Source organism: Mucilaginibacter terrae (assembly GCF_031951985.1).
In the GTDB taxonomy this organism is placed as follows: Bacteria; Bacteroidota; Bacteroidia; order Sphingobacteriales; family Sphingobacteriaceae; genus Mucilaginibacter; species Mucilaginibacter terrae_A.
In genome coordinates, this window is record NZ_JAVLVU010000001.1 from 2,215,453 (window position 1) to 2,232,321 (window position 16,869).

Consider the following 16,869-nt stretch of genomic DNA (forward strand, 5'->3'; position numbering starts at 1 on the left):
ATTCTATTTTTTCCTGTTCTTAGCGTACCACTCGCCGAATGATTCTTTTGGAGCTTCGGGCATGTCGCGGTTTTTGTACCAGGGGTTGAGCTTGTTGTTTACAGCAAACGGTGCGTACTTAATGGTTAAGCGACCCATTTTACCTGCCGCATGGTACAAGGTTGATGAACCCAGCGTGGTTGCCATTACGTGCATGGCTACGGTTTTGGCTTTAGGGGTGTATCCCTCTTTTACCAATACCTGGCGCCATTTGTACAACTGGTCGTGGATATCGATCTTAACCGGGCACACGTTAGAGCACGAGCCGCATAGCGTTGAAGCAAATGGCAGATCGGCGTACTTGCGCATATCCAGGTTAGGAGCTAATATAGACCCAATGGGACCGGCTACGGCGGTATGATAGCTATGGCCACCGCTACGGCGATAAACCGGGCAGGTGTTCATACAGGCACCACAACGGATACACTTTAACGAGTTGCGAAAGTCTTCGCGGCCTAATTGTACACTACGGCCGTTATCAACCAGTACAATGTGCATCTCCTGCCCTTCGCGTGGTTTTTTAAAGTGACTGCTGTAAGTAGTAATGGGCTGACCGGTGGCACTACGGGTTAATAACCGCAGGAACACACCCAAATGATCCCGGTTAGGAATCAGTTTTTCGATACCCATACAGGCAATGTGTACATCGGCCAGGTGAGCGCCCATATCGGCATTACCTTCGTTGGTACAAACCACAAACTCGCCGGTTTCGGCTATGGCAAAGTTTACGCCGGTTAGGGCTACTTTGCGGGTCAAAAAGGTTTCGCGTAAGCTGCCACGGGCAGTTTCGGTTAAAAATTGCGGGTCCGACATGTTTGAGGGCGTACCCAAATACATGTGGAACAGGTCGCCTATCTCTTCTTTCTTTTTATGGATACACGGCAATACAATGTGGCTTGGCGCTTCGCCGGCAAGTTGTACTATGCGTTCGCCCAAATCGGAGTCGATAACCTCAATGCCGTGGGTTGCCAGGTAATCGTTCAAATGGCACTCCTCGGTAAGCATCGACTTGCTTTTTACCATTTGGGTTACCTTGGCTTCTTTCAGCAGGCCATGTACAATTTCGTTATGTTCCTGGGCATCGGCAGCCCAGTGTACGGTAATGCCATTGGCTTTGGCAGCAGCTTCAAACTGTGCCAGGTAAATATCTAAATTACTTAAAACGTTAAATTTGATGTTCGAGGCGGCTTCGCGCAGTGCCTCCCATTCGGGCAGCTGATGTACGCTTTTATCGCGCTTGGCACGTATCCACCACAGGGTTTCGTCGTGCCAGTCTACACGGTCCTCGTCCTTGTTAAATATGTCGGCCAGTTCGGCGTGGTTCTTTGTTGCTACTTCCATAAACCCTCCAAACCCTTCACTATGGAAGGGTCTTGTTTTATTCTAAAATCGTTTGCTCATTACTGCCAGTGCTACTGCAACTGCCATTTATCCCTCACTGTTCAATATCTCTGCAATGTGCAATACTTTTACATTGCTGCCCTGGCGCTTAAGGATACCTTCCATGTGCATTAGACAGCTCATGTCGGCCCCGGTGATATATTCGGCTCCTTGTTTCAGGTGGTCGGCTACACGGTCTTTACCCATTTTTGATGATACGGCTTCTTCTACAACGCAAAATGTTCCGCCAAAGCCACAGCACTCATCTTTACGGTCAAGTTCCACCAGCTCAAGGTCTTTAACCATATTCAATAGCGAACCCGGTTTAGAAAAATCGGGTGCTACCAGCTCGGTCATCGAACTTAAGTGTAAGCCTCTTTGACCGTGACAGCTCTGGTGTACACCCACCTTATGCGGAAAACGCGACGGCAGACTTTCCACTTTTAAAACATCGGTTAAAAACGAAGTTAGCTCCCAAACCTGATGAGCTACTTGTTTAGCCAGTTCGGGCTGTTTATCATCGTGCAAGTGTTCGCGGATGTGTAATACGCAACTGCCCGAGGGTGATACAATGTAATCGTACCCTTGAAAATTTTCAATAAACAGCTTGTTACAGCCGCCGGTTAAGTGCTCATAACCCGAGTTGGCCATTGGCTGGCCGCAGCAGGTTTGGTTTTTGGGATATACCACGTCTACGCCCAATTTTTCGAGCAATTGCAGGGTTGCAATGGCCGCACCAGGGTAAAACTGATCGACATAACACGGTACAAATAAGCCTACGCGCATCTATCGCTCCTATTCTTGTTTTTATATGGTGTATAACTAAATTATGTTGTAATGCCTTGCGTAACCGAGTAAAATTTCAGTTCGAGCAAGTCGTGTGGCAAGGGTTTAGAGTTCCAGGCTTTATGAATAGCCAAAGCTGCACCAACGGCAGTAGCCTGGGCCATTGAAGCTGCAAACACCTCGGTGTGAGGGAAAGCTGCTGCCAGCAAATGCATATAAACAGCATTTTTGCTAAACCCTCCGTCAACAAATATACGCTTAACCGAATTGTCTTTTAACACGTAGCCGGTCGATATTTTTTGCTGGTCAACAATATCCATCATCAGGCGGTGGTAAGCTTCCTCTTCATTTGCAAAGGTGCTTAAAATCGCGCTGACCAAATACCGAAGCCTGTAAACTTGTAGCCCCGGTTTTTCTAACAGTTTCCTCGGCTAATAGTTTGGCTACGATGTCGGCATCAAACCTAATGGTGCGGTAATGTGCCATGTTTTGGTTGTAATGCGCGGCAATGCGTTTAACCTGTTGTTCGTACTCATAACCTGCAAACAAACGCGAGGCTTTAACGGGCTGGCCTTTGTATTGGATATAGTTTAAACAATCGTTCTTTAACTCTTCATCGGTTAATGCCGAGTGATCGAACGGGTTTAAACTGATAGTCCAGGTTCCGGTTGATAGCAGCACAAACGGCTCGGTAAAGCTTACGAGATAAGGTATTAATGCTGCCGAACTATCGTGCAGGCCAATACCCACTTCGTAACTATTGCCGGGGAATGCGGCCGGTAACACGGCATCGGCGTTGCGGATGGGAGCCAACTTTTCGGCCAGTCCTTCTTTTACAACCCAATCGTGGTAATCGTTCTTTTCAAAATCCCACAAACTGGTGTGGCAGCCAATGCTGGTAACATCGCTAAACATTTGCCCGCTAATTAAGTAGCTTAAATATTGCGGCAAGTGTAAGGCGTATTTTACCCGGCTAAAAATTTCGGGTTGCTCATGTTTTAAACGATAAAGCTGCAAGCCGGAGTTCAAACTGCCCAACACGGGCGATGATGTTTGACGGGCCACAGTAGATTCGCCCCCATAGGTTTCATAAAACTGCTTGTGCAGCTCGTCGGGGTAGGTTTTAAGGTAGTTGTATAACGGTGTTAACGGTGCGCCATCCTCATCAACATACACAAAACTGGCACCGTACGATGAAAAGTTTACGGCTTTCACATCAAATTCCTTGCGCTTGAAAATCTCGCGCAGGGAATCGAAAACCGAAAGCCGTAAACTATCGATATTTTCACAGGGGTCGCCATCCTCATCGGCCGTTTCGTTAAAACGGGCCGATTTTTCGTAAACAATCTTATAATCTTCGTTAAACAAGAACAATTTTTTGTTGGTCTTGCCTACATCAAATACGGCTATTACGGGTGTTGGCGTCATGTTAAATTTTATAGTCCGGTGGCAACAGTTTTTGCGCCACGCTCTTTAATTAAGTTTCCACGTACATCAAGGCTACGGTAGGCAGCTAACGGGTTGATTGCACCACCGGCACGTAAACGCGCTTCGGCCACTAACGAGCGAACATCGGTACGGTAAGCAGCTTGCAAAATCTCCTGAGCTTGTACAGCATCATTAGCAGCTTGTGCAGCTTTTAAAGCAGCGGTATCAACTAATAAAGCTTGAGCGTAAGCAATTTTGATAGCTTCTACCGATTGTAATAGATCTTCGATAGGGTCTTTCAGGTTGTGCGAAGCATCGATCATCCAGCCAATATCGGTAGCGTGAGTCATGCCGCGGGCATCCATACCTTCAACCAGTTCGTTAAAGATCAGGAACAATTGGTATGGGTTGATGCTGCCAACGGTTAAGTCGTCGTCGCCATACTTAGAATCGTTAAAGTGGAAACCGGCAAGTTTACCTTCCATCAGCAATAACGATACAATTTGCTCAATATTGGTGTTTGGCAGGTGGTGACCTAAATCGACCAAAGTTGATGCTTTAGGGCCTAATTTGTTAGCTAATAACAAAGATTGTCCCCAATCACCAATGGTAGTTGAATAGAAGTTTGGCTCGTAAGGTTTGTATTCTACCCATACTTTCCAATCATCAGGCAATGCCTCGTAAATTTCCTGTAAGCTCTCTAAAGTATTTTGGAAAGCGCCACGGAAGTTTAACTGACCCGGGAAGTTTGATCCATCGGCCAACCATACTGATAATGCATTTGAACCTAATTCAACACCATATTTAATTACCTCGATGTTGTGCTCAACTGCTTGCTTGCGTACCGCTTTATCTACGTGATGTAAAGAGCCGTATTTAAAGCTGTGCTGCTGGTCTTTCTGATCCTGAAAAGTATTTGAGTTAACTGCATCAAAGCGTAAACCATGATGAGCAGCTGCTGCTTTAATGGCATCGGCATTTGATGGGATATCCCACGGAATATGCAGGGAAATAGAATTACTTGATTTGTTTAATGCCTGGATAGCACCTACGTCTTCAATTTTTTCTTCGAGGCTGCGAGGCTCGCCACCGCCCGAAAAACGGCCAAAACGTGTACCACCTGTGCCTAATGCCCAGCTTGGAATGGCTACGTTAAAAGCTTCCAGTTTGGCTAACACACTCTCCAGATCTTTAACATCGGCAGCAACGTACTCAAAAGCACGCTCATGTTTGCTGCTGGCCTGATGATTTAACTCATCAATTTTATATTTTTCTATTTGCATAATTTAATCGGTTAACCCCACCCAAACCCTCCCCAAAGGGGGGGCTTAAGAAGGGATAATGGTTAATATTTTTAAAAGCCTTCCGCCTAAGGCGGAGACGTTGGAGGGGTTATCTTACAAATCCGGCAGCAACACCACCGTCAACGTTAATTACGTTACCTGTTGATTTACCTAACAAGCCGCCGGTGATGGCGAAACAAGCGTTGGCAATATCTACCGGTAAAATAATTTCGTTTAATAAAGTACGTTTTGCGTAGTAAGCAGGCAACTCGGCAACGGTAATACCGTAAGCTTTTGCACGGCCTTCGGCCCATCCGCCAGCCCAAATGTTGCTATCGCTGATAACAGCATCAGGGTTAACCACGTTCACACGTATTTTATCAGGACCTAACTCTGCAGCATTTAAACGGCTCAGGTGTAACTGAGCAGCTTTTGCACTACCGTAACCGGCATTGTTTGGTCCGCTTACCAGGGCGTTTTTGCTCACAATGTTAATTACATCGCCACCAATGGCTTGTTTTTTCATTACGGCAACAGCAGCCTGGGTTACAAAGAACTGGCCTTTAACCAATACATCATATAACAGGTCCCAATCCTTTTCGGTATGGTCGGCAATGGTTTTAGAGATAGATAAACCTGCGTTGTTCACAATTAAGTCAACACCACCAAAGTTTAACGCAGCTACATCCATAGCACCCTGAATTTGATCGGCGCTGGTAACATCCATAACCGCAGTAGCGTATGAATCTTTACCGTACAGGCCTTTAAATTCTTCACCGGCAGCATCTAAACGCTCGGCGTTCATGTCGTTCAAAATAACAACGGCACCTTCTTCAACAAACTTTTTGGCAATAGCTTTACCAATACCACCGGCACTACCGGTAATTAAGGCAATACGACCGCTTAAAGCTTTTGGCTTAGGCATGCGCTGTAACTTGGCTTCTTCCAGCAACCAGTACTCAATATCAAAAGCTTCCTGGCGTGGTAACGAAGTGTACTCAGAGATAGCCTCGGCACCTTTCATTACGTTGATAGCATTGGTATAAAATTCAGCAGCTACACGGGCAGTTTGCTTATCTTTAGAGAAGCTAAACATACCTACACCAGGGTAAAGAATAATTACCGGGTTGGTATCGCGTATAGCCGGGCTGTTATCGTGTTTGCAAGTGTTGTAATAATCGGTATACATTTGGCGGTAAGCCTCAAATGCAGGAGCTAATTTAGATTTTAAACCTTCCACATCGCTCAAGTCGGCATCAGGTGCTAAATCCAATACTAACGGGCTGATCTTGGTGCGCAGGAAGTGATCGGGGCAGCTGGTACCCAGTGGTGCCAAACGCTCTAAATCATTAGAGTTGATGAACTCCAAAACGCGAGCATCATCGGTAAAGTGACCGATCATATTGCGTTCGCTTGAGCAAAAACCACGCAGGATAGGTGCTAAGGCAACCGCTTGTTTTTTACGGGCTTCAGCCTCTAAGCTCTGTACTTTTTGACCGGCAAAAACAGGACCTTTTTTGCCATAGTTTTGCTCTAAGTATTCAGCACATTTTTCAATTACCTCTAAAGTGTTGATGTAGCTTTCGTAAGCAGTATCGCCCCAGGTAAATAAACCGTGTGAGCCTAACATAATACCACGGATGCCCGGGTTAGCATCTAAACAGGCTTTTAATTGTAAGCCTAATTCAAAACCTGGTTTTTTCCACTCAACCCAACCAATGGTACCGCCAAATAGCTCTTCGGTAATTTTCTTACCGTCTTTAGCAGCAGCAATAGCAATGGCTGCATCAGGGTGTAAGTGGTCGATGTGCGCGAACGGTAAAAAACCATGTAAAGGCGTATCAATTGATGGTGCTTTTGAAGCCAGGTCGTAAATGCTGTGGTTAAAAAGTTCAACCATTTCATCTTCAAACTCTACACCACGGTATACATTTTTAAGGCTGCGTAAGCGGTCAACGTATAAAGCAGCAAGGCCGCTTTTTTTAAGGGTACCAATGTCGCCACCCGAACCTTTGATCCACATTACTTCAACATCCTGACCGGTTAATGGGTCTTTTGAAGTTAGTTTGCATGATGTATTACCACCACCATAGTTGGTAAGGCGTAAATCGGCACCTAACAGGTTAGAGCGGTATATTAAAAGGGCTACCTCATCGCCGGCCAGTTCGGCTGCTTTGGCATCGTCCCATAAATAGCTTACGTGCTTAAATTCGGTTGTTTTAACAGACATATTGAGTTTTTACTTTTTGCTTGTGTTTAAATTTTTTATTTCAATGAGTTGCCGTATCCTACTATCAGTACAGATAGTATGATGGTGGCAATACCTATAATTACTGTTGTAAGTGCTTTACGGCTTACACCTTTCCACTCTTTTAAAACCAACCCCCATAGGTTGGCAATGAGGATAATAAACGCCATGTGCAGTATCCATGAGCTTGGCCCATTACCTAAACGACTTTCGCCCATACCGTAAAAGAAGAATTGCAGAAACCAGGTTGTACCGGCCAATGCCGAAAACAGGTAGTTAGCAAGCAACGGTGTTTTTTTATCGGTATAGTTACCAAAGGTTTTGTTGCGTGCGTTAAGAATCATACACCAGATAAAATTGGTGGTTAAACCGCCCCAAAGTATTACAATGTAGGTAACATTATTTTGGTATAAAAAATTACCCTCGCCCGGGTGAACGGCCTGCCACGCAGCATTAGCAGTTTCGGCCATAGTGTGACCAGCCTCTATACCAAAGTTAAAACAGGCGCTCAGCACACCCGATACAATGGCTACGAAAATTCCCAACCCGAATTTATACTCGGTATTGGTGTTGGTAACCTCCTGATTTTTTGAAAGCTCTTTTTCTTTTAACACACCGGCACGACCGCATATAATAATGCCCAGTACGCAAACGGCTATACCTAAAAGCACCATTTGGCCCCAGTTGGTACTTAATAATGTACTGATGGAATCTTTACCCTCTGCCGGGTACAATTCGTAATAAAGAGATGGAATTAATGAACCGAATATGGAGCATAACCCTAAAATGATTGAGCTGCCCAAAGCCACGCCTAAGTAACGTACGCCTAACCCATAAGTTAAACCGCCTATACCCCATAGCAAACCAAAAAAGTAGGTTAAGCCAAGTATACCGCCGTTGGTTGCCTTAATAATTTCAGTAAAGTTGGGAATGGTTAACCAGGCTGCCAATGGTGGCACTATCAACCATGAAAAAATACCACCCACTATCCAGAAACTTTCCCAAGCCCAGCCTTTTACCTTTTTGTAAGGAATGTAGAAGCTGCCTGATGCAAAGCCCCCGATAAAGTGAAAAATAACGCCTAAAATTGCCTGCATTCTTTAATAAATTTTTATAATTGGTGATAGCGAAAGTAGAAAAGCTGGCCTATACAGCTATCATGCACTGTCATGGTTATTTTTGGCCCGAGAGGTATTAGTGTAAACATAAGGTAGCTTTTGCAATAATACTTTATTAACCCATAATTCGCATAAACCTATTGTTAATTAGCTAATTTGATATAACAAAATGCCAATATCGGCAAATGTTATTAAATTGCCCATGCCAGTATTTTGTTAAGCTTTAACCTGTGCCGGTTAGTTACCACAGCGGTTCTGAATAGTCCGCCAAACATAATTTATAAAAGCCTGTTATACACCGCCAAGGTTGCCATAACGCCTATAATTCATTTCAAGATGAAACCTATTTCGTTTTTAGAATACATAGAAATTGACTATTATTCATCAACCCCTAAGTACTTACAGCTGGCAAACTCCATTGCCAAAGCCGTACGCGACGGGCGCTTGAGCAAGAACGACACACTTCCATCAATCAATGAGTTAAATTACAATTTCGAAATATCGCGCGATACGGCCGAAAAAGCCTATAAGCATCTTAAATCGATAGGCATACTGGGTTCGGTTCCGGGTAAGGGTTACTTTGTTAAGAGTGTAGAAACCGTACAGCGTTTTAAGGTTTTCCTGCTGTTTAATAAACTCAGTACCCATAAAAAAATTATTTACGATGCCATTGTTGCCGGGTTAGACCAGCAGGCCGCCATCGACTTTTATATTTACGACAACAATTTCCTGCTGTTTAAAAAACTGATCGAAAACGCTAACGACGATTATTCGCATTATGTGATCATTAGTCACTTTTTAGATGGCGGCGACGAGGGTTTGCAGGATGTGATCAACAAGATACCTAAGGACAAGCTCATACTGCTGGATAAAATGGTTAAAGGCATAGATGGTGAGTACGCTGCTATTTATGAAAACTTTGAAAAGGATATTTTTAACGCGCTGGAACAAGCCTTAAAACCACTAAGTAAGTATCACACCATCAAGATCACCTTCCCCGAGCATACATACCACTCTACCGAGATATTGAAGGGTTTTTATAATTTTTGCACCCAGTATGCCTTTAATTACAAGGTGGTAAAAAACATACCTAACGAACCCATCAACACCGGCGAATGCTACATCACCCTGATGGAGAATGACGTAGTGGTACTGATAGAACGCCTGCTGCAAACTGATTTTAAGATAGGCCAGGATGTGGGCATCATCTCTTATAACGAAACCCCGGTAAAGAAGATTATTTTAAATGGATTGACTACCATTAGTACCGATTTTCAGAAAATGGGCGAAAGCGTGGCACAAATGATCATCAATAACCACCGCGAGCATATCGAAAATCCTTTTTACTTAACATTGCGTCCTTCGTTATAAATCCTCTATTTTTGAGGAATGAGAAGAAGTGTATTTGCGACAATTATATTTATTGCGCTAAGTATTGCGGCTAATGCCCAGGTTAAACTGGCATCTATTTTCACCAGCAACATGGTGCTGCAACAAAAAACTGATGCACCCATTTGGGGATGGGATAAACCCGGCAAACCCGTAGCCGTAACCACTTCATGGAACAACAAAACCTACAAAACCACCACCGATAATGCCGGTAAATGGAAGGTTAAAGTGCCTACCCCATCTTTTGGAGGCACTTACACCGTAACCATAAACGACGGCCAAATTACCAAACTCGATAACGTATTAATTGGTGAGGTTTGGCTGTGCGGCGGCCAATCAAACATGGAAATGCCCATAAAAGGCTTTAAAGGCCAGCCTATTATGGGGTCTAACGAGGCTATTCTTAAATCGAAAAATAACAATATTCGTTTATACACCGTTCCGCGCTCATCGGTAACCGAGGTGCAGGAAAACAGCAAACCATCGGAGTGGCGCGTGGCAAGTCCCGAGTTTGTAAGCAACTTTAGCGCTACAGGCTATTACTTTGGCCGTTTATTAAATGAGATGCTGAACGTACCTGTTGGTTTGATTAATTGCAGTTACAGCGGTTCGTACGCCGAGGCATGGTTGGACCCTGAAACTTTGAAAGCTTTCCCCGAGGTAAAAATACCGGCCAAAGGCGATACCATTAAACAGGTGAGCCGCACCCCTACCACGCTTTATAATGGCATGCTGCACCCTATATTAGGCTATGGCATTAAAGGAGCTATTTATTACCAGGGCGAATCGAACTATGAGCGTCCTGACAATTATGAGATTCTTTTCCCTACGTTGGTAAAACGCTGGCGCGAGCTTTGGGCACAGGGCGATTTCCCTTTCTTTTACTGCCAAATAGCCCCTTACGATTACGCCCAGCTTCCTCCCTACAACAAAGGTGGTAAATACAATTCGGCTTATTTGAGGGATGCCCAGCGTAAATCGCAAAAAACCATCCCCAATAGTGCCATGGCGGTATTAATGGATATTGGCGAACAACCCAGTATCCACCCAGCCCGTAAAGAACCGGGCGGAACCCGCTTAGCTTATCTTGCTTTAGGAAAAGTATACGATATAAAAGGCTTCGGCTTTGCCAGCCCCGAGTATGAATCGATAACAGTTAAAGACACTATCGCTACCATTAAATTTACCAATGTAGCCAACGGCTTAACCTCGTACAGCAAACCGTTAACTCAGTTTGAAATTGCAGGTAAAGACCAAAAGTTTTACCCTGCCAAAGCGGTAATTAACGGCAGCTCCGTAAACGTATCGGCACCACAAGTTAAAGAACCGGTGGCCGTGCGCTATGCTTTCCGCGATTTTATTGTGGGCGAACTGTATGGCACTGACGGACTGCCGGTATCATCATTCAGAACCGATAATTGGTAACCTGATGAAGAGCCTGCGTTTGATATTATGCCTTACCGCTTTGCTTGTTACCAACTTAGCTCATGCGCAAAGTAGTGAGCTAAAGCAAAATAATATTGTTTGGACAACCCAAAGCCAAAACTCCGGCGAAAGTATGCCCTGCGGCGGTGGCGATATTGGCCTCAATGTTTGGGTAGAAAAAGGCGAAATCCTGTTCTATCTTTCTAAAAGCGGCACATTCGATGAAAATAACACCTTTTTAAAGTTAGGTCGCGTTCGGGTAAAGTTGTACCCTAATCCGTTTGAAGGCAAGGATTTTAAGCAGAAACTCAATTTACAAACCGGCGCAGTAAATATTGAAGGCAACAATGGAAAACTCAAAGCCAGTATTAAAATTTGGGTAGACGTGCATCGCCCGGTAATTCACGTGGATGTAAGCAGCAATCAGCCCGTAAAAACCGAAGCCGCCTACGAAAGCTGGCGCACCGCAGACCGATATACCAAAGGCCGCGAAAACAACCAGAGTTCGTGGAAATGGGCTAATCATCCTGACATCCGCACGCGCAAAGACGAAATTTCGGCTAACAATAACAGTGTTACTTTTTACCATCGGAATGCTGATACCACTGTTTTTGATGCAACTGTGGCCCACGAGGGAATGGATGCTGTAAAAACGCAAATGTTTAACCCTTTAAAGCAATTAACCTTTGGCGGCAGCATGCAAGGCAAGGGTATGGTTTCGGCCGGAACATACTGGGGTACGCTTTACCATACGCCTTTTAAAAGGTGGAAACTGCAAAGCAAATCGGCCACTAAAAAACAAAGCATCGAACTTTACCTGCATACGGCACAGGCACCGGCTTTAAGCCAATGGCAAGCCGGACTGCAGCAGGTTATTAAAGAAGCTCGGTCGGCCAAGAAAACCGAGCTCAACACCCAAAACTGGTGGAAGGATTACTGGAACCGCAGTTTTATTCATATCAATACCGATTCGGTACAAACCCAAGCCTGGCAGGTGGGGCGCAATTACCAGTTGTTCCGCTATATGCTGGGGTGCAATGCATTCGGGCAATATCCAACCAAGTTTAACGGTGGTCTGTTCACTTACGACCCGCAGTTCACCGACACAGCATCCAAATTCACGCCCGATTTTCGCTTGTGGGGCGGCGGCTTAATGACGGCCCAAAATCAGCGCCTGGTATACTTCCCCATGCTCAAAAACGGCGACTTTGATTTGATGAAGCCGCAGTTTGATTTTTACCTGCGCACACTCAAAAATGCCGAACTCCGCAGCCAAACCTACTGGAACCACGCCGGGGCAAGCTTCACCGAGCAACTGGAAAACTTTGGCCTGCCCAACGTTACCGAATACGGCTGGAAACGCCCCGCAGGTTACGACAAAGGGATGGAATACAACGCCTGGTTAGAATATGAATGGGACACCGTACTCGAGTTTTGTTACATGATGCTCGAAACAGAGCGCTACACGGGTAAAGACATCAAACAATACATTCCCTTCATTGAAAGCTGCCTTATCTTTTTTAATGAGCACTACCAATATTTAGCCCGCAACCGCGGCAGTAAGGCTTTTGACGGTAACGGCAAACTGGTGCTCTACCCCGGTTCGGCAGGCGAAACGTTTAAGATGGCATACAATGCCAACTCCACCATTGCCGCCCTGCAAACCATGCTTAAACGTTTGTTGGATCTTCCTGCCGGTTACTTAACCGACGAGCAAAAGAAAAACTGGAACCTGATGCTTAGCCGCATCCCTCCTATCAGTTTTCGCGAGATGAATGGCCACAAAACCTTAGCCCCCGCTCAAAGCTGGGAACGGGTAAACAATGTGGAAAGCATGCAATTATACCCCGTTTTTCCGTGGGGAATCTATGGCGTAGGCAAACCTGATATTGATGTAGCCCTTAACACCTGGAAATACGATACCCTTGCCGTAAAGTTCCGCAGCGGCGTGGGCTGGAAACAGGACAACATTTTTGCCGCCCGTTTAGGTTTAACCGACGAAGCCGCTGAGTTAAATATCTTCAAACTCAAAAATTCCGGCCGCCGTTTCCCTGCCTTTTGGGGACCAGGCTTCGACTGGACACCCGACCATAACTGGGGCGGATCAGGCATGATAGGCGTACAGGAAATGCTCCTGCAAACCGATGGCAAAAAGATCATGCTCTTCCCCGCCTGGCCCAAAACCTGGGATGTGCATTTTAAACTGCATGCCCCTTATCAAACTACGGTTGAGGCTACGGTTAAAAACGGAAAATTGGTTGATTTGAAGGTATGGCCCGAAAGCAGGAAAAGCGATGTGGTGAATATGTTGAAGTAGTTTTACTATAACATAAAGCCGTTAACTATAAGGAGTATTATTACTGCCGAGATTACCCGGTTCTTGTAATTAGGTTTTTAATAAATTTGCAGTGAAAATTTACGTGTTATGAAAAGATTACTCTCCATCATCATTATACTTATTGCCCTTTTAGAAGCCTGCACAACTACCAAATCAACTATTCAAACTTCCTCAACATCAACGGTTAATAATGGCAAGGTTTGGGCATCATTATGGCAGCAGCGGGCGGCTGAGTACAGGGCTTTGTGTTTTCAAGCTTATAATACCGCTAAATTTAGATTGGATGAAGCTTTAAAACAATCAAACGGTAGACCTTTAGCAGTAGTTACCGATATTGACGAAACGGTGCTGGATAATAGTCCTTACGATGCACAGCGCGCTATTAATAACCAGGAATACGATTCAGCCACCTGGAAACAATGGACCGCCAAGGCCGCTTGTGATACCGTGGCGGGTGCGCCATCTTTTTTTAAGTATGCAGCCAGCAAAGGTGTGGCGGTGTTTTACATTACCAACCGCGATGAGGATGAGCGTGCCGGTACGGTTAAAAACCTTCAACGTTATAATATGCCCTTTACTGATAATGAGCATGTGATATTAAAATCAGGAAGCTCGAGCAAGGAGAGCCGCCGTTTGGAGGTGCTGAAAAAATACAACATCGTGCTGCTTTGCGGCGATAACCTGCCCGATTTTGATAAGCTATACGATAATCACCCTACTGAAGAAAGCCGTAATGCCGCCACCACCCAACTAACTAATGCATTTGGCAGCAAATACATTGTTTTACCCAACCCATCATACGGCGATTGGGAAGGCGCTTTGTTCAAATTCAATTATGGCTTAAAGGCTGCTCAAAAAGATTCGGTTATTAAGGCTAAAACCCGTTTCGATAAGTAATAACAAATTGTTAAGCTTTCGTTAAAGCGCATTTTCATGGCAGAGATAGGATAATTTTGAGCTCCTGTTAACTGCTATGAACAAGACATTTTTGGCAAGCGCCGTATTATCGTTATTTGCATTACAAGTATGGGCGCAAATGCCCGGTAAAACTTCAACCGGGCAGGTTCAGCTACCCAATGGCTGGAGACTGAGTCCGGCAGGGCGTTCATTGCCCCTGGGCGATTTGCCGCTGAACATCCAGCTTTCGGCCTCGGGCAAATATATGGCGGTAACCAACAACGGCCAAAGCACGCAATCCATCCAGCTTATCGACCCTAAAACCGAATCCCTGCTCGATCAGCGCGTGGTAGCCAAATCATGGTATGGCCTTGTTTTTAGTAAAGACGAAAAATTCTTGTACGCATCGGGTGGTAACGATAACTGGATATATCGCTTCAGCCTCGAAAACAATAAACTGAACAAACCCGATACCCTGCGTTTGGGTAAGCCCTGGCCTAACAAGGTTGAGCCTGCGGGTATAGCGGTTAACAAGGCCAACACGCAGCTGTTCACCGTAACTAAAGAAGACAGTAGTTTGTATGTGCTCAACCCGCAAACGGGCAAAATCATCAACCAGGTAAAACTGGCTGCCGAGGCCTACAGCTGCTTGCTGAGCGCCGATGAGAAAACCCTGTACATATCATTATGGGGAGGCGGCAAGGTGGCGGTTTATGATTTGGCATCGCAAAAAATAATTAAGAGCATTGCTACGCAAAGTCACCCTAATGAGTTGCTGCTTAATAAAAAGAATACACTGTTATATGTGGCCAATGCTAATGACAACAGCGTGTCGGTAATTAACACGCAAACGCAAAAAGTTATCGAAACCATATCGGCCAGCCTTTACCCAACCCGCTTAACAGGGTCAACCACCAACGGTTTGGCCCTATCGGCCAATGGCAAAACGTTGTACATTGCCAATGCCGATAATAACTGTTTGGCCGTGTTTGATGTAAGCATTGCGGGTAACAGCAAAAGCCGTGGTTTTATACCGGTGGGCTGGTATCCAACCAACGTAAAAACGCTGGGCAACAAAATACTGGTATCAAACGGTAAGGGCTTTGCCTCCATGGCCAACCCTAACGGACCGCAGCCTGTGCGCAAAACCGATAACAGCGGTCATCACGTAGGCTCCATCAACAGTCGCGACCAGTATATTGGCGGCCTGTTTAAAGGCACCCTGTCGTTTATTGATGCGCCCAAGCCCGAGCAGTTAAAGCTATACACCACGCAGGTTTACGCCAATACCCCGTTTAATACGGATAAGGAAAAAATGGCTCCGGGAGAAGCCAATAACCCTATACCACGTAAGGCGGGCCAAAAATCGCCCATGAAGTATGTGTTTTACATTATTAAAGAAAACCGTACGTATGACCAGGTTTTGGGCGATTTGCCACAAGGTAACGGCGATACCTCGCTTTGTATTTTTGGCAAGCAGGTTACGCCTAACCACCACGCCATAGCAACCGAGTTTGCCCTGATGGATAACTTTTACGTAGATGCCGAAGTAAGTGCCGACGGGCATAACTGGAGCACTGCCGCCTACGCAACCGATTTTGTGGAAAAGAACTGGCCAACCAGCTACGGCAACCGCGGTGGAACTTATGATTACGAAGGTACCCGCACGGCGGCCTACCCGCGCGATGGTTTTATATGGGATTACTGTAAACGTGCAGGCCTCAGCTACCGCACTTATGGCGAGTTTGGCGAATATGGAAAAACCAGTTTAAAATCATTGAGAGGGCACGTGGCACCAAAGTCGCCGGGTTTTGATATGGATATTAAGGATGTGGTACGTTACGAGGCCTGGGCACAGGATTTTGACTCGTTACTGGCCGTGAACGCCGTGCCAAGGTTTAACACCATCCGTATATCTAACGACCATACCAGCGGGCAAAAAAAAGGCAAGTATTCGCCCATTGCCGCTGTGGCCGATAATGACCAGGCCATAGGCATGTTTTTGGAGCATTTGTCAAAAAGCCCGGTTTGGAAGGAGTCGGTTGTGTTTATATTGGAAGATGATGCCCAAAACGGGCCCGACCATGTGGATGCGCACCGCTCACCGGTATTTGTGGCCGGTCCGTATGTAAAACGTAAAGCAGTATTGCATCAAATGTATTCAACCTCGAGTGTGCTGCGTACCATGGAGCTTATTTTAGGTTTGCCGCCTATGAGCCAGTACGATGCTGCCGCCATGCCTATGTTTGAGTGCTTTACCTCAACGCCCGATTTTACACCGTATATAAGCAAAGCTGCCTTAGTTAACCTGGAGCAACGCAACGTAGCCAATAACGCAAGCAGCCGCCGGTCGGAGTTCTTTAATTTTGCCAAAGAAGATGCCATCCCCGACCTGGAACTGAACGAAGTGGTATGGAAATTTGTAAAAGGCGAAAACGCTGTAATGCCCGCTCCTAAACGCAGTGCTTTTGTAATGCTCGAAGCCAAAAAGAAACGCGACGATGATGATGATTAATTGCTAACTTAGCATTAACGTTC

General features: G+C 45.5%; 12 protein-coding genes. 5 read left to right on the plus strand and 7 right to left on the minus strand.

Annotation, left to right across the window (positions count from 1 at the left end; all coding sequences use genetic code 11):
* Positions 1–3: 3 nt before the first annotated feature.
* From QE417_RS09160 to rhaT, 7 genes are all read right to left on the minus strand, one after another.
* Positions 4–1,380, minus strand: a complete 1,377-nt coding sequence (locus QE417_RS09160) for a lactate utilization protein B (RefSeq protein WP_311949454.1) — start codon at positions 1,378–1,380, stop codon at positions 4–6.
* 87 nt (positions 1,381–1,467) lie between these two features.
* Positions 1,468–2,205 carry a (Fe-S)-binding protein gene (locus QE417_RS09165; protein WP_311949455.1) on the minus strand — a complete coding sequence of 246 codons (738 nt, stop codon included), beginning with the start codon at positions 2,203–2,205 and terminating at the stop codon, positions 1,468–1,470.
* A gap of 41 nt (positions 2,206–2,246) precedes the next feature.
* Positions 2,247–2,528 (minus strand): FGGY-family carbohydrate kinase, encoded by a 282-nt coding sequence (locus QE417_RS09170; RefSeq protein WP_311949456.1) that lies wholly within the window; start codon positions 2,526–2,528, stop codon positions 2,247–2,249.
* A gap of 22 nt (positions 2,529–2,550) precedes the next feature.
* Positions 2,551–3,633, minus strand: coding sequence for an FGGY-family carbohydrate kinase (locus tag QE417_RS09175; RefSeq protein WP_311949457.1), 1,083 nt, complete (start codon positions 3,631–3,633; stop codon positions 2,551–2,553).
* Between the two features lie 8 nt (positions 3,634–3,641).
* Entirely contained in the window at positions 3,642–4,916 is a 1,275-nt protein-coding gene (locus QE417_RS09180) for a TIM barrel protein (RefSeq protein ID WP_311949458.1), read from the minus strand.
* Between the two features lie 109 nt (positions 4,917–5,025).
* Complete coding sequence (locus tag QE417_RS09185) at positions 5,026–7,146, minus strand: bifunctional aldolase/short-chain dehydrogenase (protein WP_311949459.1); 2,121 nt, start codon at positions 7,144–7,146, stop codon at positions 5,026–5,028.
* A gap of 35 nt (positions 7,147–7,181) precedes the next feature.
* Positions 7,182–8,261: an L-rhamnose/proton symporter RhaT gene (rhaT, locus tag QE417_RS09190; RefSeq protein WP_311949461.1), complete on the minus strand. Its 1,080-nt coding sequence runs from the start codon at positions 8,259–8,261 to the stop codon at positions 7,182–7,184.
* Between the two features lie 357 nt (positions 8,262–8,618).
* On the opposite strand from rhaT, the gene QE417_RS09195 reads away from it, so the two are divergent.
* The 5 genes from QE417_RS09195 (at position 8,619) to QE417_RS09215 (ending at position 16,846) form a co-directional block, all read left to right on the plus strand.
* Positions 8,619–9,653, plus strand: a complete 1,035-nt coding sequence (locus QE417_RS09195) for a GntR family transcriptional regulator (RefSeq protein WP_311949462.1) — start codon at positions 8,619–8,621, stop codon at positions 9,651–9,653.
* A gap of 18 nt (positions 9,654–9,671) precedes the next feature.
* Complete coding sequence (locus QE417_RS09200; RefSeq protein ID WP_311949463.1) at positions 9,672–11,096, plus strand: sialate O-acetylesterase; 1,425 nt, start codon at positions 9,672–9,674, stop codon at positions 11,094–11,096.
* A 4-nt stretch (positions 11,097–11,100) separates the two neighbouring features.
* Positions 11,101–13,413, plus strand: a complete 2,313-nt coding sequence (locus QE417_RS09205; protein ID WP_311949464.1) for a DUF5703 domain-containing protein — start codon at positions 11,101–11,103, stop codon at positions 13,411–13,413.
* Positions 13,414–13,521: 108 nt separating this feature from the next.
* Entirely contained in the window at positions 13,522–14,331 is an 810-nt protein-coding gene (locus QE417_RS09210; RefSeq protein ID WP_311949465.1) for a 5'-nucleotidase, lipoprotein e(P4) family, read from the plus strand.
* Positions 14,332–14,407: 76 nt separating this feature from the next.
* Positions 14,408–16,846 (plus strand): bifunctional YncE family protein/alkaline phosphatase family protein, encoded by a 2,439-nt coding sequence (locus QE417_RS09215; RefSeq protein WP_311949467.1) that lies wholly within the window; start codon positions 14,408–14,410, stop codon positions 16,844–16,846.
* Positions 16,847–16,869 lie beyond the last annotated feature (23 nt).